General features: G+C 59.8%; 15 protein-coding genes. 2 read left to right on the plus strand and 13 right to left on the minus strand.

Going from position 1 to position 17,806, the window contains the following annotated elements:
- Positions 1–392: 392 nt before the first annotated feature.
- From ACZ3HH_RS26905 to argH, 4 genes are all read right to left on the minus strand, one after another.
- Positions 393–1,217 (minus strand): ABC transporter substrate-binding protein, encoded by an 825-nt coding sequence (locus ACZ3HH_RS26905; RefSeq protein WP_465809240.1) that lies wholly within the window; start codon positions 1,215–1,217, stop codon positions 393–395.
- Positions 1,218–1,270: 53 nt separating this feature from the next.
- Positions 1,271–2,035: an amino acid ABC transporter ATP-binding protein gene (locus ACZ3HH_RS26910; protein WP_007900205.1), complete on the minus strand. Its 765-nt coding sequence runs from the start codon at positions 2,033–2,035 to the stop codon at positions 1,271–1,273.
- 10 nt (positions 2,036–2,045) lie between these two features.
- The gene (locus ACZ3HH_RS26915) at positions 2,046–2,924 is read right to left on the minus strand and encodes an amino acid ABC transporter permease (protein WP_253553874.1); all 879 of its coding nucleotides are present in this window, start codon (positions 2,922–2,924) and stop codon (positions 2,046–2,048) included.
- A 165-nt stretch (positions 2,925–3,089) separates the two neighbouring features.
- Positions 3,090–4,517 carry an argininosuccinate lyase gene (gene argH / locus ACZ3HH_RS26920; RefSeq protein WP_223484255.1) on the minus strand — a complete coding sequence of 476 codons (1,428 nt, stop codon included), beginning with the start codon at positions 4,515–4,517 and terminating at the stop codon, positions 3,090–3,092.
- A 305-nt stretch (positions 4,518–4,822) separates the two neighbouring features.
- Between argH and ACZ3HH_RS26925 the strand changes: the two genes are divergently transcribed.
- Positions 4,823–5,788, plus strand: a complete 966-nt coding sequence (locus tag ACZ3HH_RS26925) for a LysR family transcriptional regulator (RefSeq protein ID WP_465809243.1) — start codon at positions 4,823–4,825, stop codon at positions 5,786–5,788.
- A 143-nt stretch (positions 5,789–5,931) separates the two neighbouring features.
- Here the strand turns inward: ACZ3HH_RS26925 and ACZ3HH_RS26930 are convergent, their stop codons facing one another.
- Genes ACZ3HH_RS26930 through arnB form a run of 9 tightly spaced genes read right to left on the minus strand, consistent with a single transcriptional unit; the run spans position 5,932 to position 16,351 of the window.
- Positions 5,932–7,554 carry an ArnT family glycosyltransferase gene (locus ACZ3HH_RS26930; RefSeq protein ID WP_465809245.1) on the minus strand — a complete coding sequence of 541 codons (1,623 nt, stop codon included), beginning with the start codon at positions 7,552–7,554 and terminating at the stop codon, positions 5,932–5,934.
- Entirely contained in the window at positions 7,527–8,906 is a 1,380-nt protein-coding gene (locus ACZ3HH_RS26935) for a UDP-glucose dehydrogenase family protein (RefSeq protein WP_465809247.1), read from the minus strand. The genes ACZ3HH_RS26930 and ACZ3HH_RS26935 overlap by 28 nt, the downstream gene beginning before the upstream one ends.
- Positions 8,903–9,316, minus strand: coding sequence for a 4-amino-4-deoxy-L-arabinose-phosphoundecaprenol flippase subunit ArnF (arnF, locus tag ACZ3HH_RS26940; protein WP_465809249.1), 414 nt, complete (start codon positions 9,314–9,316; stop codon positions 8,903–8,905). The genes ACZ3HH_RS26935 and arnF overlap by 4 nt, the downstream gene beginning before the upstream one ends.
- Complete coding sequence (gene arnE, locus ACZ3HH_RS26945) at positions 9,313–9,657, minus strand: 4-amino-4-deoxy-L-arabinose-phosphoundecaprenol flippase subunit ArnE (protein ID WP_465809251.1); 345 nt, start codon at positions 9,655–9,657, stop codon at positions 9,313–9,315. The genes arnF and arnE overlap by 4 nt, the downstream gene beginning before the upstream one ends.
- On the minus strand, positions 9,654–11,303 hold the full coding sequence (gene arnT / locus ACZ3HH_RS26950; protein ID WP_465809253.1) for a lipid IV(A) 4-amino-4-deoxy-L-arabinosyltransferase: 1,650 nt from the start codon (positions 11,301–11,303) through the stop codon (positions 9,654–9,656). Before arnT ends, arnE begins: the two co-directional genes overlap by 4 nt.
- The gene (arnD, locus tag ACZ3HH_RS26955; protein WP_465809265.1) at positions 11,300–12,184 is read right to left on the minus strand and encodes a 4-deoxy-4-formamido-L-arabinose-phosphoundecaprenol deformylase; all 885 of its coding nucleotides are present in this window, start codon (positions 12,182–12,184) and stop codon (positions 11,300–11,302) included. The genes arnT and arnD overlap by 4 nt, the downstream gene beginning before the upstream one ends.
- Complete coding sequence (arnA, locus tag ACZ3HH_RS26960) at positions 12,184–14,190, minus strand: bifunctional UDP-4-amino-4-deoxy-L-arabinose formyltransferase/UDP-glucuronic acid oxidase ArnA (RefSeq protein ID WP_465809255.1); 2,007 nt, start codon at positions 14,188–14,190, stop codon at positions 12,184–12,186. The genes arnD and arnA overlap by 1 nt, the downstream gene beginning before the upstream one ends.
- Positions 14,187–15,206: an undecaprenyl-phosphate 4-deoxy-4-formamido-L-arabinose transferase gene (gene arnC, locus ACZ3HH_RS26965; protein ID WP_465809257.1), complete on the minus strand. Its 1,020-nt coding sequence runs from the start codon at positions 15,204–15,206 to the stop codon at positions 14,187–14,189. The genes arnA and arnC overlap by 4 nt, the downstream gene beginning before the upstream one ends.
- Positions 15,203–16,351 (minus strand): UDP-4-amino-4-deoxy-L-arabinose aminotransferase, encoded by a 1,149-nt coding sequence (gene arnB, locus ACZ3HH_RS26970; protein WP_465809259.1) that lies wholly within the window; start codon positions 16,349–16,351, stop codon positions 15,203–15,205. The genes arnC and arnB overlap by 4 nt, the downstream gene beginning before the upstream one ends.
- A gap of 388 nt (positions 16,352–16,739) precedes the next feature.
- Between arnB and ACZ3HH_RS26975 the strand changes: the two genes are divergently transcribed.
- Entirely contained in the window at positions 16,740–17,678 is a 939-nt protein-coding gene (locus ACZ3HH_RS26975) for a site-specific integrase (RefSeq protein WP_050683231.1), read from the plus strand.
- The last annotated feature ends 128 nt before the right edge of the window (positions 17,679–17,806 follow it).

A 17,806-nucleotide genomic window follows, 5' to 3' on the forward strand; every position in this document is an offset into this window, starting at 1 on the left:
AATAATCAAAAAACCCTGTGGGAGCGGGCTTGCCCGCGATGAGGCCGGCACATTCAACAACTATGTCGCCTGACCGATCGCTATCGCGGGCAAGCCCGCTCCCACAGGTTTTTTGGTGGGCCACAAAATTGTGATCGACCCAGATTTAGTGTGGGAGCGAGCCTGCTCGCGATGGGGCCGGCACATTCAACATCTATGTCAGCGGACAGACCGCCTTCGCGGGCAAGCCTCGCTCCTACAGGTATTCGAGGTTGCCCTCAGAGTCGGGATCAACATCGGACCCTGTGGGAGCGGGCTTGCCCGCGATGAGGCCGGTACATTCAACATCTATGTCGCCTGACAGACCGCTATCGCGAGCAGGCTCGCTCCCACAAAGGCATTACACCGATCCATTATTTCCCGGCGTTTATGGTCACGGTCTTGATCGCGCCCAGTTCCAGGTCCCATTTTTTCAGGATGGTCTGGTAGCTGCCGTCATCGACCATGCTCTGCAACGCCACCTTCACCGCTTCGCTCAGCTCAGGCTTCTTCTTGCTCACGCCCAGCCCGGTGAACTGCTTGGAAATCGGCAGGCCCACGGTTTTGTACATGTCCTTTTCCTGGGTCTTGAGGTACGGCAGGGTTTCGCTGCCCTGCATGGCCGCGTCGATACGGCTTTGACGCAGTTGCGCGCGGGCGTCGGCCGAGCCTTCGGTGCCGATCACGTTGATCGCAGGCTTGCCGGCGGCTTCACAGTTGGCCTTGCTCCACTCGGCGATTTCCGCCGGGAAGGTCGTACGTCGGCTGGTGCCGACTTTCTTGCCGCACAGGTCGATGATCTCGTTCGTGTCCTTGTTTTTCTGCAAGGTGTAGAACTGCGGACCGCTGGTGAAGTAGTCGACGAAGGTCACGCTGGCCTGACGCTCGGCGGTGTCGGTCATGCCCGACATCACCATGTCGACGCGGTCGGTGGTCAGCGCGTTGATCATTTGCTCGAAGCCGGTTTCCTGCCATTTGATCTTCACGCCCAGCCGCTCGGCCAAGGCGTTGCCCAGATCATAGTCGAGCCCTGTGAGGGTGTTGGTGGCCGGGTCCTTGAAGTCCATCGGCGGGTAGTTCGGCATGATCGCTACCACGACCTCGCCTTTTTCCTTGATGCTGGCCGGTAACTCGGCGGCCCAGGTGAAGCCGGAAGCCATAACACCTGCGATTACTGCGGGGATAACGAAGTTCTTCATGGTCGTTCTCTTATGAGTGTTGTTACGCAGCTCTTGGTTTCCGAGGCTGGCGCTTAGGTTCGAACGGCAGAAATGAAGCTTTGGGTGCGTGGGTTTTGTGGACTTATTAGTATTTCTTCGGGGCTTCCAGCCTCCACGATCTGTCCTTCGTCCATGAACACCATGCGGTTGGAGACTTCGCGAGCGAAGCCCAGTTCATGGGTGACGACGATCATGGTCATGCCGGTCTGCGCGAGGTCGCGCATCACCGACAGCACCTCACCGACCAGTTCCGGGTCGAGTGCCGAAGTGGGTTCATCGAACAGCATCAGCTTGGGTCGCATGGCCAGCGCGCGGGCAATCGCCACCCGTTGTTGCTGGCCGCCCGACAGCTCGATCGGGTAGCTGTTGCGCTTGTCGGCCAGGCCGACGCGAGCGAGCAATTCCAAGGCTTCTTCGTGCGCTTCTTTGGGCGAGCGCTTGAGCACCTGGCACGGCCCTTCGATGATGTTTTGCAGCACAGTCATGTGCGGGAACAGGTTGAAACGCTGGAACACCATGCCGGTGGCCAGGCGCTGGCGGGCGATCTGCGACTCGTTGAGTTCGTGCAGTTTGTTGCCGACGATGCGGTAACCCACCAGTTCGCCGTCGACCCACAGGCCGCCCTTGTCGATTTTTTCCAGCTGATTCACACAACGCAGCAAGGTGCTTTTACCGGAGCCGGACGGGCCGATGATGCACAGCACTTCGCCTTGCTCGACTTCGATGTTGATGTCCTTGAGCGCGTGAAAATGGTCGTAGTACTTGTTCAGGCTCACGGCCTTGACGATGCTTCTCATGTGGGGCTCCTCAAGAACGCTTGCCGGCGCCGCGAGCGAAACGACGCTCCAGACGGCTTTGACCAAAGGACAGAACAGTGACGGTGGCCAGGTACCAGATACCGGCGACGATCAACAGCTCCATCACGCGGGCGTTGGCGTAGTAGATGTTCTGGGCGTTGTAGAGCAGTTCCGAGTACTGGATGACACTCGCCAGGGAGGTCATTTTCACCATGCCGATGAACTCGTTACCCACCGGCGGAATGATGATCCGCATGGCCTGGGGCAGGATGATCCGGCGCAAGGCTTGCAGGCGCGGCATGCCGATCGACTTGGCGGCTTCGTACTGCCCGGTGTCCACCGAGAGCAGGCCGGCGCGCACCACTTCGGCGGTGTAGGCGCCCTGGTTGATGCTCAAGCCGAGGAGGGCGGCCACGAAGGGCGTCATCAGGCTCACGGTGTCCATTTCGAACAGGCCGGGGATGCCGATGGTGGGGAAAATCAGCGCCAGGTTGAACCACAGCAGCAGCTGCAGAATCAGCGGCGTACCGCGAAACAGCCAGGTGTAGATCAGCGCCACATAGCGCAGGATCGGGTTGGCCGACATGCGCATGATCGCCGTGATCACCCCGAAGACGATGCCCAGCGCCATCGCCAGCACCGCCATGACGATGGTGTTGAGCAGGCCCCACATAATTGCCTGAGAGGTGAGGAACTGGCCGATGTACGACCATTCGATCTTGCCTTCGGCGAAGGCCCGCACCAGGCCGACAATCGCAATCACGATCACCGTGGCGAAGAAAATCCGCCCGTAATAACGCCGTGGCACATGCTGGTACTGGGTGATGTCGAACTGGTTCTCCGCCAGTTTTCGCTCCGCCTGGAGTCGTTCTGCCTGAGTCTGGCTCATGTTGTTTCTCCGTACGCTTGTATTGCAGGTCAAACACAATCCCTGTGGGAGCGGCGGTGCGGCGATCCGACTTGCCCGCGATAGCGGACTGTCAGTCAACAAAGATGTTGAATGTGATGGCCTCATCGCGGACAAGCCCGCTCCCACAGATTTGGTGGCGTTGATTCAGAGCCGGAAACCCTGATAGTTCTCGGTCCACTGCTGCTGCGCGGCAAGAGCAGTTTTCAGTCGGCCGATCTGCTCACGCACCTGTTGCGGCGCGGTACCGCCCCAGCCACTGCGGGCGGCGATGGCGGCTTCGAGGGTCAGGCTGTCGCGCACTTCAGGCTTGAGCCGTGGATCAATCTCGGCCAATAGCGCCGGGGATGCTTCCCACAATTCGATGTCGTGCTTCTCGCAGGCCTGGACCAGCGCGCCGGTGATCTCGTGAGCTTCCTTGAACGGCACACCGCGCACCGCCAGCCAGTCGGCCACTTCGGTAGCCAGGGTGAAACCCAGCGGTGCCTGACGACGCAGCTCTTCGACGTTGACCTTCATGGTCGCGACCATTCCGGCCATGGCCGGCAGCACCAGCAGCAGGGTGTCGACGCTGTCGAGCACGCCGTTCTTGTCTTCACTGAGGTCGCGGTTGTAGGAAAGCGGCAGGGATTTGAGGGTCGACAGCAAACCAGTCAGGTTACCGATCAGGCGACCAGCCTTGCCCCGGGCCAGTTCAGCGATGTCCGGGTTTTTCTTCTGCGGCATGATCGAGCTGCCGGTGGCGTAGGCATCGTCCAGTGCGACCCAGCGAAATTGCCGCGATGACCACAGGCAGAATTCTTCGGCGAGGCGGGAAATGTTGATCCCCAGCATGCTGGCGATAAACAGGAACTCGGCAACGTGATCGCGGCTGGCCACGGCGTCGATGGAGTTTTCGCAAACACCGCTATAGCCCATTTCCTTGGCCGACTGCTGCGGCAGGCGAGCAATGGCGGAACCGGCCATGGCCGCCGCGCCGAGTGGCGACAGCGAGGTGCGCACGTCCCAATCGACCAGACGCTGCACGTCGCGCAGCATCGATTGGGCGTGGGCCAGCAAGTGGTGAGCGAAGACGATCGGCTGCGCCTGTTGCAAGTGAGTGAACCCAGGGCAGATGCTCTCGATGTGTTGCTCGGCCTGATCCACCAGCGCTTGTTGCAACGCCAGCACTTCGACGGCCAGGGTGCGCACGTGATCACGCAGAAACAGCCGCAGGTCGTTGGCGGTCTGGTCGTTGCGCGAGCGGCCGGCGCGCAGCTTGCCGCCCAGTGCGCCGAGGCGTTCGGTCAGCAGGCGCTCGATGAAGGTATGGACGTCTTCGTCGTCCAGCGTCGGCGCGATGCTGCCGGCACGGAAGTCATCACCGATACGCTCCAGGGCGTCGAGCATGGTCTGGGTTTCCTGCTCGCTCAACAGCCCTGCGCGCTGCAATTCCCGGGCATGCGCCTTGGAACCGGCGAGGTCGTACGGGGTGAGGCGAAAGTAGCGCTCGGGGCAACGGGACAGGGCCGCCAGGGCTTCGGACGGGCCGCTCTTGAAGCGGGCCCCCCAGAGACGGTCGGTGGTTTGAGACATTGTTGTTTTCCTCGTCGTAAAGCGAATTGAAATCGGTATGCCGAGCCCGAAACACCTGCCGAAAATCATTCGGGCGTGGTTCGGCTCAATCAAATTCAAGGGCAGGGGAAAAGCGCAGTTGCTAAATGGCGAGAGCTGATCGAAGTGCCAGCTTTTAATAGTTCGAAATCAGTGAGTTGGCACTGATCTGCGGGATTTATTAACGGTTGCCAAGCCTTGTTTTCTGTGTTCATTATTATTGGTCGGCTATGTTTTTGTTGTTGGACACAGATTGTTGAATAGGGCGCCAGAGGTAAATAAGCATTATGGAAACCCCACTTTCCAATTCCGGAAACCCGCCGCCAAAAACGGTACATCGGGCACCGCTGGCCCTCAGTGGCCTGGACTTCAAACTGCTCAAAGTGTTCAAGGCCGTGGTCGAGGCCGGCGGCTTCAGCGCGGCGCAAAATGAGCTGAATGTGGGCTTGGCGGCCATCAGCAAACAGATTTCCGACCTTGAAATCCGCATCGGCATGCGCCTGTGTACACGAGGCCGAGAGGGTTTTCACCTGACCGAAGAAGGGCGTCTGGTGTATCAGGCCTCGATCGATTTATTTGCCTCGGTCGACAACTTTCGTGATCGGCTTAGTTCTGCGCAGAATGAACTTATTGGCGATCTTGGGGTGGGTGTTATTGATAATACGATTACCGACGATAGTTCGCCGTTAGTTGCTGCTATTCGAAAGATAAATGAAGAGTCGCCGAAAGTAAGGTTTCAACTTCAGGCGTCTCAGTTAGATGAGGTGGAAAGAGGCGTAGTCGAGGGGCGTTTAGTGGCCGGAATCGTGCCGGTTTATCAGAAAAGAGAGGAGTTTGATTACTTCCCGCTTTATGACGAGCGCTCGTACGTGTATTGCGCTGTCGGTCATCCCCTGTTCTCTATGTCGGAGGCAGACATGGGCAGCAACGTGCTGCTGGATTACGAGTGCATCAACCACCGCTACGCGATCCATCGAGACAAACTGAATTTTGCCCGCTACGACAGCTTTTCCGCCTCGGCGACTCAGGTCGAAGCCGTGGCGCTGCTGGTCAAGACCGGCCGTTTCGTCGGCTTTCTGCCCGAGCATTACGCAGCAACCCTGGTGGCTCAAGGGCAGTTTCGGGCAGTGCGTTCAGACCTGATCAACATCGTCACGCCGTTCAATCTGATCCTGCGCCACAACACCGTGCGCAGTCCGTTGGTGAAGGCGTTTGCCCAGGCGCTGGGGGTGGATTTGAAGACGCCGGTTTGACGTCAAGCCTATGTGTTCCAGCGTGCCTGATAATAACTAACGGACAATACGTCCCTATGTAGGAGTTGCCGAAGGGTGCGATCTTTTGATCTTGATCTTCAACAACATCGACACCGTCAAAAGATCTCAGCCTTCGGCAACTCCTACAAGGGAGGCGTGTGCAGGAGGACGTAATCGTTTTTATCGAAACGCCCACTCAATATCGGCGCCTGGGCTCCCAGCGGGGTGCCTTGCAGGGCGTTGTAGTCGCTCCGATCCATGATCAACCAAACCGGCCCTGGCAGCGCTTCGAGTTCTTGAATCGATTCGGTGAACACTGGTTGCAAGTCCTGCTCGATATTGACCATGAACTTGATCGCCTTGGCGTCCTTGCCCATGCCGTGCAGCACCAGCGGTGCCGGGTCTTTCTGAACCTGTGTGAATGCCGCTCGGCTGAAGGTTTGCGTGTCGTAAAGCTGACGCTCGACCGGTTCGAACACCAGGATATAAACCGACCACAGCGCCAGGACTGCGCAACCGGCCAATACTTCGGCCCGCCAGCGAGACCGGAACCACGCCGCTAGCGAGATGATTTGCAACGCGGCAAGCCCGACCAGTATCGGCACAAAGGCAGTCGGTTGCGTGGGCAGACGCCGTTGCGCGACCAGCAATACGACGATCAACAGCCCCGGAATCAGCAACCACAGCCCTTGCATCAAGGTCCGCAACCAACCGAACACCCGACCCTGCGCCACCTGAAACGGGTACGCCGCAATGATCGCCGCCATGGGCAGCATTGGCAGCAGGTAGCGGGCCTTTTTCGCTTGGGGAATCGACAAGCCAATCATCACGACCAACCCGGCCGCCGTGCAGTACTGCAACAGACGCAATGCCGGACCGGTCTGCCGTGGATTCGTCAGCCAGACCGCGGCCAACACCAGCAACGCCAGCGGATAAGCGAGCGCGTAGTTACCCAGCGAACGGGTGAAGTAATACAGCGAACCGCTGACGCCTTCACTGCCGTCCATGCGCCCCATGAACTGCATGCGCACCACGTTTTGCATGAAGGCCGGTCCGCCGCTGGTTTCGGCCAGCCACAGCAGCACGCCGATACACACCGCCAGCAACACGGCCGCCAGCAAACCGAAACCGAACAACCGCGACCATTGGCGATTGAGCACGTAATAACTGCACAGCATGCCGGTGGGGATCATCAGCCCAATCGGCCCACGAATGCCGAAGCCCAGCAGCAACAAGGCAAGAATCAGCGGCAACCGACGAGGCATCGCGAAATGATCGGTGGCGTACCCCAGGTAGAACACCGAGAACGCGACGGCCGCCAGCATCAGGTCCTGGGACACGGCACGGGTTTCAGTGACAAACGTACTGGTCAACAGCATCAGGGCGATGCTCAGCAGCGCCCAGCGTTTGGAATAGGGCGCGAGCAACCGGTACATCAACGTAACAATCACCGCGCCGGCCAGCGCGCTCGGCAACCAGGCGCTGAGGCTGTTGACCTGCCCGAACGGCAGGGACAACAACCAGATGAACAGCGTCGAAACTGCTGAATAATCGGCATAGGGCTGGCCGTAAGTGGTCGGAAAAACCGACGGCCCATGGCGCAGCATCTCCTGGGCGAACAGCATGAACCGCGAGTCGAAACCGATTGCCGCTTGCTGATAAACCCCGGCGATGAACAGCATCAGCGCCAGCAGTCCAATCCCCAGGGACTGCCGACGAATGCCGGGCGAAACTGTGTTCACGCCACGACCGAGGCCGCTGGCCATTGCTGATGGGGAATCGGCAGGCTGCGCGATTCACCACGGCCCATCGGGAAGTACTTGAAGCCGCTGCGCTCAAGGCGTTCGGCGTCGTACAGGTTGCGCCCGTCGAAGATCACTGGAGCATTCAGGCGCTGCTCGATCAAGTCGAAATCCGGGGCTTTGAACTGCTGCCACTCGGTGCAGACGATCAAGGCATCGGCGCCCGACAGCACGGATTCCGGGGTGCCCATGAGCATCAGTTTCGACTCGTCAGGGTACAGACGCTGGGTTTCCTGCATGGCTTCCGGGTCGAACGCCCGCACATGGGCCCCGGCAGCCCACAGCGATTCCAGCAGCACCCGGCTTGGCGCATCGCGCATGTCGTCGGTGTTGGGCTTGAAGGCCAGGCCCCATACGGCGAAGGTCCTGCCGCGCAAATCGCCCTTGTAGAAGGCGTTGATGCGTTCAAACAGTTTGTGTTTCTGCCGCTCGTTGATCGCTTCCACTGCTTGCAACAGGTCGCTGGAGCAGTGGGCCTCTTCGGCACTGTGAATCAGCGCGCGCATGTCCTTGGGGAAACACGAGCCACCATAACCGCAGCCGGGATAGATGAAGTGGTAACCGATGCGCGAATCGGCACCGATGCCCAGGCGCACCGATTCGATGTCGGCGCCCAGGTGTTCGGCCAGCTCGGCGATCTGGTTGATGAAACTGATCTTGGTCGCCAGCATGCAGTTGGCGGCGTATTTGGTCAGCTCGGCGCTGCGCAGGTCCATGAACATGATGCGGTCATGGTTGCGGTTGAATGGGGCGTAGAGGTCGCGCATCACGTCGCGCACTTCATCGCGCTCACAGCCGATGATGATGCGGTCCGGGCGCCGGCAATCAGCCACGGCCGAACCTTCTTTGAGAAACTCGGGGTTGGAGACGATATCGAACTGCAACAGCCGACCGACCTCGAGCAGGTACTTGTCGATATGGGCGCGCAGCGTATCGCCCGTGCCCACCGGCACCGTGGATTTCTCCACCAGGATCACCGGCTGCTCACGATGACGCGCCACCGCTTCACCCACTGACAGTACGTATTGCAGATCCGCCGAACCATCCTCCCGGGACGGCGTGCCGACGGCGATGAACAGCACCTGGCCATGCTGCACCGCGAATTTTTCGTCCGTGGTGAACTGCAGACGTTTGGCTTCCAGGCTTTCGCGCACCAGGCTGGCCAGCCCCGGTTCGAAGATGCTGACGTGGCCTTGTTGCAGCAGCGCGACCTTCTTCTCGTCAATGTCCATGCACACCACGTCGTGGCCGACTTCAGCCAGGACAGCAGCTTGCACCAGGCCAACATAACCGCTACCAAATACACTGATTTTCATGAAGCACTCCTAAGTTCGGGCGCGCGAGCAGGTCGAGAGTTGATAGTGATAACGCCGAGGATGACCAGCGCCACCCCCAGTGTTTTCGAAAGGCTGAAGGTTTCGTTGAATAACGGCAGGCTGGCGGCCAGCACATACACCAGCGCGTAGCTGATGCTCAGCAGCGAATAGGCCCGACCCAGGGGCAAATCCCGCAGGGCGGCGAGCCAGGTGAGCATCGACACGGCATAGGCGAGAATGGCGGCCAGCACGACGGCCACGGCAGATACATCGACGCTGCCGCTACTCAAGGCCGACATCAATTGTTCGGGATGGGGCAAGCGGGTCATGCTCCAGCGCATGCCCAACTGCGCGGCGCTGCCCAGCAATACGCTGATCAGGGCGAAGGCGAGTCCGCGACGCCGGTTCACGCGTGTTGCCCCAGCAGTGCCACGCCAACGATCACCAGCGCCACGCCCAGCCAGTGGCGGCGATCGATGGTTTCGTGAAAGACGAAACGGGCGACCAATGTGATCAACACGAAATTCAGGCTGAGCATCGGATAGGCGACGCCGACTTCAAGGCGCTGCAACACCAGCAGCCAGACCAGCAAGCCCAATCCCAGAGAGGCGAGCGCCAGCCACAGCCACGGCGAACGCAGTTTCTCGCCCCAACCCGACCTCTTGCCACGCCAACTTTCCACGGCGTACTTCTGGGCGATCTGGCCCAGGCAGGTCAGCAGGCAGGCAACCAATACGAGCAGCAGGCTCATGACGCCTCCTGAGGGAAAATCAGAATCACCAGGTTGCCTTGTTCATAACGTTTGCCATCCTTGGGCAGTCGTTCGATTTCTTGCAGTTCGTCATCGCCCTTGACCCGTATCACCACGCCAACCGAGCCACTCTGGCGGGCTTCGCGCATCCACTGTTGCACTTGATCGAGGTCGACCCGCTGCTGTATGCCGTCAGCATAGGCGAGGCCATATTTCAGCTCGCCTATCGTGTTGTACAACGCCACGTCAGAGCGTTTCACGCGCCAGGCCAGGGCCGAAGCGGCGCCCAGGTCGTTGCTCAATAGCTTGCCGGTCTGTGCCAGTTCCTCGACGTGCTCGAGGATGAACTGATCGGGCATCTTGTTCGCCACCACAGAGTCGGGCAACCCGGCCGGCAGCACGCCGATCAGCAGCAAACTGCCGAAGGCCGGGGCAGCCCAGCATTGCAATGGGCGGAAGGCTTGCAGCAGGTTGGCCATGATCCAGCCGATCAGCCCGATGAACACCAATATCAGGTTGTGCAGCTCATGGTCGTACAGCGGCTTTTTCAGTTGCAGATAGACCAGCGTAATCAGGGTGACCACGCCCAACGTCAGGTTCAGCAGGCCATTGATCCCCAGTACCCGGCCCTGTTCCAGCTTCAGACTGTCCGCCAGGGCATGGCCCAGCAACAACGCCAGGGGCAGCAGGCAGGGCAAGATGTAGGTCGGCAGTTTGCCGTTGCTCAGGCTGAAAAAAACCAACGGCATCAACAGCCACAGCAACAGGAAAGCGATATTGGCTTGATGCCGGGTTTGCCAGGCTTGTTTCAGCGCCGATGGCAGCAACGCCACCCACGGCAGACTGAACCCCACCAGCAGTGGCAAATAGAACCACCACGGCGCCTCATGTTGAGCGTCATCCCCGGCGAAGCGACGAATGTGTTCGTGCCAGAAGAAGAACCGCCAGTAATCGGGTTCCTGCGCATGCACTGCCAAGGCCCACGGCAGACTCACCGCGATGGCCACGACAATCGCCACCGGGCCGTAAGTCAGCAGCTCCCGCCAGCGTTTTTGCCAGAGCATCCAGGGCAGGGCGATCAGCACTGGTAGCAGCCAGGCGAGGAACCCCTTGGTCATGAAGCCCATGCCGCAGGCCAGCCCCAGCAGCGCCCACCCGAGCAGGCGCGGGCCACGGTTGACGCTGTCCAGCGCAAACCACAAAGCCACCAGGCTCAGGTTGACCCAGAAAGTAAATTGCGGATCGAGGTTGGCGTAGCCGGCTTGCCCGGCGACGATGGTAAAACTCATGTACAGCAGCGCGCAGGCGAAGCTCTTGCGTGGTTCGTTCCACAGCCGCCGGGCGATCAGGTAACACAGCAACACGCTCAGCCCGGTGCTCAGCGCCGAGGCGATGCGCACGCCAAACAAGTTGTCGCCAAACAGCGCCTGGCCAATGGCGATCATCCAATAACCGGCCACTGGCTTTTCGAAGTAACGCAGGCTCATGAAGTGCGGCGACACCCAGTTACCGCTCAGGAGCATGTCCTGGCTGATCTGGGCATAGCGGGTTTCGTCGGGAATCCATAAACCGTGAGTACCCAGCGGTAGCAAGTACGCCAGCGCCAAAACGACCAGCAAAAACGGCAGTGCCCAGCGCTTGCTCATGCGCCTTGTACCCCCAGCCAGCCCTCTCGGCCCTCAAGGGTGCCGCGAGCGACATGACCCATGGGCAAAGTGGCGGGTGCCTCGGGCAACAGATCACCCAGGGGTTGGAAATGAATGTCCTGCCGGCGCGCATCGGCCAGCAGTTGACGGAAATCGTTGGCCATCAGAATCCCTTCTACTTCGGCATGGATCGTATAGACGTTGAGTGCTTGCGGGGTGAACCGCTCAAGAATGAACGCGTTGAAGTCCTTGGCCGCGACAGTCGGGCCGACCACCTCATCGAAGGTCGGCAGGTCCACCGGAATCTGCGGTGTCCCCGGACTGCCATCGGCTAATGTCGGCCGGAACAGGCGCTGCCCCCGACAATCGCTGTTGTAGCGAAAGCCGAAACCCTGCTTGGCCTCGATCACGCGCTCGTCCGCCCGCCAACCGGCAGACGCCGAGCACTCGACCTTTTGCCCGAGGATGTCGCTGAGGCTGTCGACGCCACGGCGAATCTGCTCGATCAACTGCGCCTCGCTCCAGCGCCCGGCATTGGCCTGCCAGCCGTGGTGATCCCAGGCGTGCAGGCCGACTTCATGCCCAGCCGCCAGGGTCTGACGCATCAGGTGCCCGAGATCGCGGCCGATCGGCTTGCCCGGCCACGCAGTGCCGGCCAGCAAAATGTCCCAGCCATACAGGCCGGCGGCGTTGGAACGGAGCATTTTCCAGAGGAACTGCGGGCGGATCAGGCGCCACAAGTGGCGGCCCATGTTGTCCGGCCCGACACTGAAGAAAAACGTCGCCTTGACCTGAGCCTCATCGAGCATGTCCAGCAGCCGCGGCACCCCCTCACGGGTGCCTCGGTAAGTGTCGACATCGATTCGTAGGCCTGCCTGCATCAGCATGATTCTTCTGTAGATTGCTCCGCCCGCTCGAGCATGGCTTCACGCAGGAAGAAGTCCAGCGTGTTGCCAATGGTCTCGCTCATCTGCACCGTTGGTGTCCAGTCAAGCAGACGTTTGGCATTGGCGATGCTCGGTTTGCGATGCGACACGTCCTGATAGCCAGTGCCATAGAAGGCTTTGCTTTCGATATCGCGGAAACCGGCGAACGGCGGGAAGTTGTTGCGCAGCGGGTGAGCCTCGAACTGACGCAACAGTTCTTCGCCCAACTGACGAATGCTGGCCTCGTTGTCCGGGTTGCCGATGTTGATGATCTGGCCGTTGCAGGCGTCGTTCTCGTTGTCGATGATCCGCGCCAGGGCTTCGACGCCATCGGCGATGTCGGTGAAGCAGCGTTTTTGCTCGCCGCCGTCGAACAGACGAATCGGCGTGCCTTCCACCAGGTTCAGGATCAACTGGGTGATGGCCCGGGAACTGCCGATGCGTGCAGAGTCCAGACGGTCCAGACGCGGGCCCATCCAGTTGAAAGGGCGGAACAGGGTGAAATTCAGGCCTTTCTGGCCATAAGCCCAGATCACCCGGTCGAGCAATTGCTTGGAGATCGAGTAGATCCAGCGTTGCTTGTTGATCGGCCCGACCACCAGGTTGGAGCTGTCTTCATCGAAGTTACCGTCCTGGCACATGCCATAAACTTCGGAGGTTGACGGGAAAATCACGCGCTTGTTGTACTTGACGCAGTAGCGAACCAGTTTCAGGTTCTCTTCGAAGTCCAGTTCGAACACCCGCAGCGGATTACGGGTGTATTCAATCGGCGTGGCAATCGCCACCAGCGGCAGGATCACGTCGCACTTCTTGATGTGGTACTCGATCCACTCGGAGTGGATGCTGATGTCACCTTCGACGAAGTGGAAGTTCGGATGGCTGCGCAACCGCTCGATGGCGTCCGAGCCGATGTCCAGGCCGTACACTTCATAGCGGTCGTCCCGCAGCAGGCGTTCGGACAGGTGATTGCCGATGAAGCCATTGACGCCAAGAATCAGCACCCGGGTGCGACGCGGTCCACGGCCCGATTCGGCGCCGCGCAATACCGAGCCATCGACCAGCCCCAGCTCGTTGGCCAGTTGCGGGCCGCTCAAGTACAGGCCGTTGTCATTGCGCTGGCCGGCGTTGATCACCAGCGAGTCTTCGCCGCAGGCGATACGCAACGGATCGACGCTGATGACACGCCCCGGAGTCAGGCCTTCATTGCCCTTGACGACGTCGGCGCTCCAGACAATCAGCTTGTGCTCGCCCACCGCGCAGAACGCGCCCGGGTAAGGTTGGGTCACGGCGCGGACCAGATTGAACAGCTCTTCAGCCGGTTTGCTCCAGAGCAGCTTGCCGTCCGCCGGGGTGCGACGGCCAAACACCGTGGCTTGGGATTCGTCCTGTGGGGTTTCGTTGAATTTGCCCTGAAGCAGTGCAGGCAAGGTATCTCGCAGCAGATCGGTGGCTGCCAGGCGCAATTTGCCGTGCAAGGTCAGCGCGGTATCGGTGCGCTCGATCGCCACCCGCTGCTGGGCGATGATCGCGCCGGCGTCGGCACGCTTGACCATGCGGTGCAACGTCACGCCGGTTTCCGTTTCACCGTTGACCAGCACCCAGTTGGCCGGTGCCCGGCCACGGTAGCGAGGCAGCAACGAGCCATGCAGGTTGAACGCACCTTTGCTGGCCGTGGCCAACAGCGGTTCGCTCAACAGGTTGCGGTAGTAGAACGAGAACAGGTAATCGGGGTTGAGCTTGCTGATGCGCTCGATCCACAGCGGGTGGTTGGCGTCTTCCGGGGCGTGCACCGGGATGCCTTTGCGCGCGCACAGTTGCGCAACCGAGCCGTAGAACGCGTTTTCCTTCGGGTCATCGGGATGGGTGAACACGGCGGCAATCTCGTAACCCGAATTGAGCAGGGTTTCGATGCCGGCACAGCCAATATCGTGATAGGCGAAGACAACAGCTTTTGCGCTCATGAGAGAACCTGATCTGAAGAAGTGGAAGTGAGGCCGTCAACGGTGACAACGGGAGCAGGAGCAGAGGGGGTGCTACGCAAAACCTTTTCGATGAAAAACCGTGGACGCGCCCGGACATCGCTGTACATGCGCCCCAGGTACTCACCCAACAGGCCCATGCCGATGAATTGCCCGCCGGTGAAAACGAACAGCACGGCGAACAGGACGAACGTGCCGCCGCCGGCCCAACCGGCGCCGAAAACCAGGCGCAGCACAACCAGCGCGATGGCAAATAGCACACCGAGCGCCGCCATGCCGAAGCCGACGATGCTCAGCAGGCGCAGGGGCGTGGTCGTCATGCAAGTGATCAGGTCGAACATCAGGTTGATCAGGCGCATCGGGCTGTATTTGGATTCGCCGTGTTCGCGCTCGGCGTGGGTCACCAGAATTTCCGTGGTGTGGCGGGCGAAGCTGTTGGCCAGGATCGGGATGAAGGTGCTGCGTTCGCGGCAGGCGAGCATGGCGTCAACGATGGTCCGGCGATAGGCGCGCAGCATGCAGCCGTAGTCGGTCATGGCAACGCCGGTGGAACGCTGCACGGCGAGGTTGATCAACTTCGACGGCCAGCGGCGCAGGGCCGAGTCCTGACGATTGTTACGCACCGTGGCGACCACGTCGTAGCCCAGTTCGGCCTGAGCCACCAGCCGCGGGATTTCTTCAGGCGGGTTCTGCAGGTCGGCGTCGAGGGTGATCACTACATCACCCTTGCACTGTTCGAAACCGGCCATGATCGCTGCGTGCTGGCCGTAGTTACGATTAAGAATGACCGCCACCACCGGGCTGCACTCGAGACTGGCTGCGTCCTCGAGGATTTGCGCCGAGTTGTCGCGACTGCCGTCATCGACCAACACAATTTCATAATCCTGGTGCAATTGCTGGCACGCCGCTTCGGTGCGCCTGAGCAACTCGGGCAGGCTGTCTTGCTCGTTGTAGACCGGGATGACGATTGATACGCAACGGATCGGATAAGGTTTCACAGGCGTCTGTCCAATGTGTTTTCAATGGCACCGACGACACGATCGACGTCATCGCGGGTCATGTCGGGGAACAAGGGGATTGAACACAGCCGCGCCGAATTCCATTCGGTGTTGGGCAGGTAGATGTTGGGGAAGCGCTGGCGGTAGTACGTGTGCAGGTGAGTGGCGATGAAGTGAATGCCGGTACCGATGTTCTGTTCCTGCAACGCCTTCATGAACGCCTCGCGGTCCAGCCCGCAGCGTTCGGTGTCGATGCGCAGGATGAACAGGTGCCAGGCGTGTTGCTGCGCATAGGCCGGAATGGCCAGCGGTTGCACCGGCAAGCCTTCCAGGCGTTGCAAATAGGTTTGGGCCAGCTCCGTGCGCTTGGCGTTGATCGCGTCCAGACGCTCCAGCTGCACCAGGGCAATGGCCGCGTTGATGTCGGCCAGGTTGTACTTGAAGCCAGGCTCCATCACCTGGGCCTGGGGTTTGCGGCCGTGGGTGAGGCGGTCGTAGGCATCCACGCCCAAGCCATGAAACTTGAGCATGCGCACACGAGTGGCCAGCGCTTCATCGTCACTGACGAACATCGCGCCCTCGGCGCAGGTCATGTTCTTGATCGCGTGGAACGAGAAAATCGCCGTGCCTTGGGCGCCGACGTGCCGACCTTTGTAGAAAGTGCCGGCCGCGTGAGCCGCGTCTTCGATGACAGCGATGCCATGTTTGTCGGCCAGCGCATAGAGCGGATCGAGGTCGAACGCCGCGCCGGCGTAATGCACCGGAATGATTGCCTTGGTGCGCGGTGTGATTGCTGCTTCGATGCTCGCCAGATCGCTCATCAAGGTGTTGCGGTCAACGTCGACGAAAACTGGCGTCGCGCCGAGCAGGCAGATCATGTTGGCGGTCGATACCCAGGTCTGGGACGGTGTGATGACTTCGTCGCCGGGACCAATACCCAATGCCAGCAATGTGATGTGCATCCCGCCGGTGGCTGAGGACAATGCGACGGCATGGCGACAGCCGACATAGTTGGCGAAATGCTCTTCCAGTTGCTGGTTTTTCGGCCCGGTAGTAATCCAGCCGGAGCGCAGTACTTGTTCTACCGCGGCTATTTCTTCATCGCCGATACTGGGGCGGGAGAAGGGGAGAAACGCCTGAGTCATGGGCACCTCGGGGTAGAAAAATAGACAGCCTTGCAGGCCGAAAACAATGGATCCAATTTCAGCGTAGACGTTAAAACAGAAGGCGCATCAAGCAGTTGCAAAAAAGTTGCGACAAATCACATTGGTTGACTTTTCGTGTCATGGTCGGCAGGTTGGACGCTCACAAGGAATCGTTTCGGATCCATGGAGGTTAAGCGCGATTTTGTGAAAGGAACATGAAAAACCGGTTGGCGAATCGTTTATCTGAAGCTCATACAGCCACTGTTCAGACTTCTGCCGTTTATCGCGATTTTTATAAGAAAAGACTTACAGAAGTGTCCGCGTTACAGGACTTATGTTGCAGTCCTTAGTTATTTTGTTGAACTTTATTCATTTCAAGGCCGTTTCATTGATTGACTTACCTGCTACTGAATCCATCGTTTCAAAAGCCAACCCGTTGACCCTGTATCTGGCGCGTCTGGCGCCGTCCAGCCAGTTGACCATGCGTTATGTGTTGCAGGACGCCGCTGACCGTCTGGACTTCGAAGACATGAACATCGAAGAGATTCCCTGGCATCAACTGCAGCCCGAGGATGTCGTTGCACTGGTGGCGACCTTGCGCGAAGACGGCTACGCGCCAAATACCTCGTCGCTCTACGTTAACGCGGTGCGCGGGGTGATGAACGAAGCGTGGCGCATGAGCCTGATCAGTCAGGAACATCTGCTGAAAATGCGCTCGGTCAAAGGCATTGCCGGCACGCGACTGTCCCAGGGGCGCAACCTCAAGCGCACCTTGATTCGCGACTTGATGGAGGTCTGCGCCGCCGATCCACGGCCACAAGGGCTACGGGATGCGGCCATCATCGGGATTCTGTACGGGTCGGGGATGCGCAAATCGGAATCGGTGAATCTGGACCTGGCCCAGGTGGATTTCACCGAGCGCAGCCTGTGCGTCACCGCCAAGGGCAACAAACAGCTGATCAAGTACGCGCCAGCCTGGGCCTTCGCCAAACTGGATGCGTGGCTGGAATTGCGACGTTCGCAGTTAAAGGAGGGCGAGACGGATGATCCGTTCCTGTTCAACCGCATCCGTCGTGGCAGCCACATTACCCGCGAGCGCATCACCAAACATGCGATCTACTACATCGCCCGGCAACGCGGCGCACAGGTCGGGGTGAAAATCATGCCGCACGATTTCCGACGGTCGTTCATTACCCGAGTGATTGAAGAGCACGATCTGTCGATCGCGCAGAAACTGGCTCACCACAGCAACATCCAGACCACAGCCAATTACGATGTGCGCGACGACAACGAACGCCGTCGGGCGGTTGACCGCTTCGATTTGTGACCGCCATCAGGACGCCGAAGGGCTAATGCCGGTAAGTCAAGACGCAGAACCTGTGGGAGCGTGGCTTGCCCGCGAAGAACGATGACGCGTAGTACCTGAAAAACCGCGGTGCATTCTTCGCGGGCAAG

It is taken from the genome of Pseudomonas sp. PME37.24/025 (genome assembly GCF_055556615.1).

Bases quoted from the DNA above. Each gene is read 5' to 3' on its own strand.
- ACZ3HH_RS26905 (WP_465809240.1), bottom strand. From the start codon at position 1,217: ATGAAGAACTTCGTTATCCCCGCAGTAATCGCAGGTGTTATGGCTTCC.
- ACZ3HH_RS26910 (WP_007900205.1), bottom strand. From the start codon at position 2,035: ATGAGAAGCATCGTCAAGGCCGTGAGCCTGAACAAGTACTACGACCAT.
- ACZ3HH_RS26915 (WP_253553874.1), bottom strand. From the start codon at position 2,924: ATGAGCCAGACTCAGGCAGAACGACTCCAGGCGGAGCGAAAACTGGCG.
- argH (WP_223484255.1), bottom strand. From the start codon at position 4,517: ATGTCTCAAACCACCGACCGTCTCTGGGGGGCCCGCTTCAAGAGCGGC.
- ACZ3HH_RS26925 (WP_465809243.1), top strand. From the start codon at position 4,823: ATGGAAACCCCACTTTCCAATTCCGGAAACCCGCCGCCAAAAACGGTA.
- ACZ3HH_RS26930 (WP_465809245.1), bottom strand. From the start codon at position 7,554: ATGGCCAGCGGCCTCGGTCGTGGCGTGAACACAGTTTCGCCCGGCATT.
- ACZ3HH_RS26935 (WP_465809247.1), bottom strand. From the start codon at position 8,906: ATGAAAATCAGTGTATTTGGTAGCGGTTATGTTGGCCTGGTGCAAGCT.
- arnE (WP_465809251.1), bottom strand. From the start codon at position 9,657: ATGAGCCTGCTGCTCGTATTGGTTGCCTGCCTGCTGACCTGCCTGGGC.
- arnT (WP_465809253.1), bottom strand. From the start codon at position 11,303: ATGAGCAAGCGCTGGGCACTGCCGTTTTTGCTGGTCGTTTTGGCGCTG.
- arnD (WP_465809265.1), bottom strand. From the start codon at position 12,184: ATGCAGGCAGGCCTACGAATCGATGTCGACACTTACCGAGGCACCCGT.
- arnA (WP_465809255.1), bottom strand. From the start codon at position 14,190: ATGAGCGCAAAAGCTGTTGTCTTCGCCTATCACGATATTGGCTGTGCC.
- arnB (WP_465809259.1), bottom strand. From the start codon at position 16,351: ATGACTCAGGCGTTTCTCCCCTTCTCCCGCCCCAGTATCGGCGATGAA.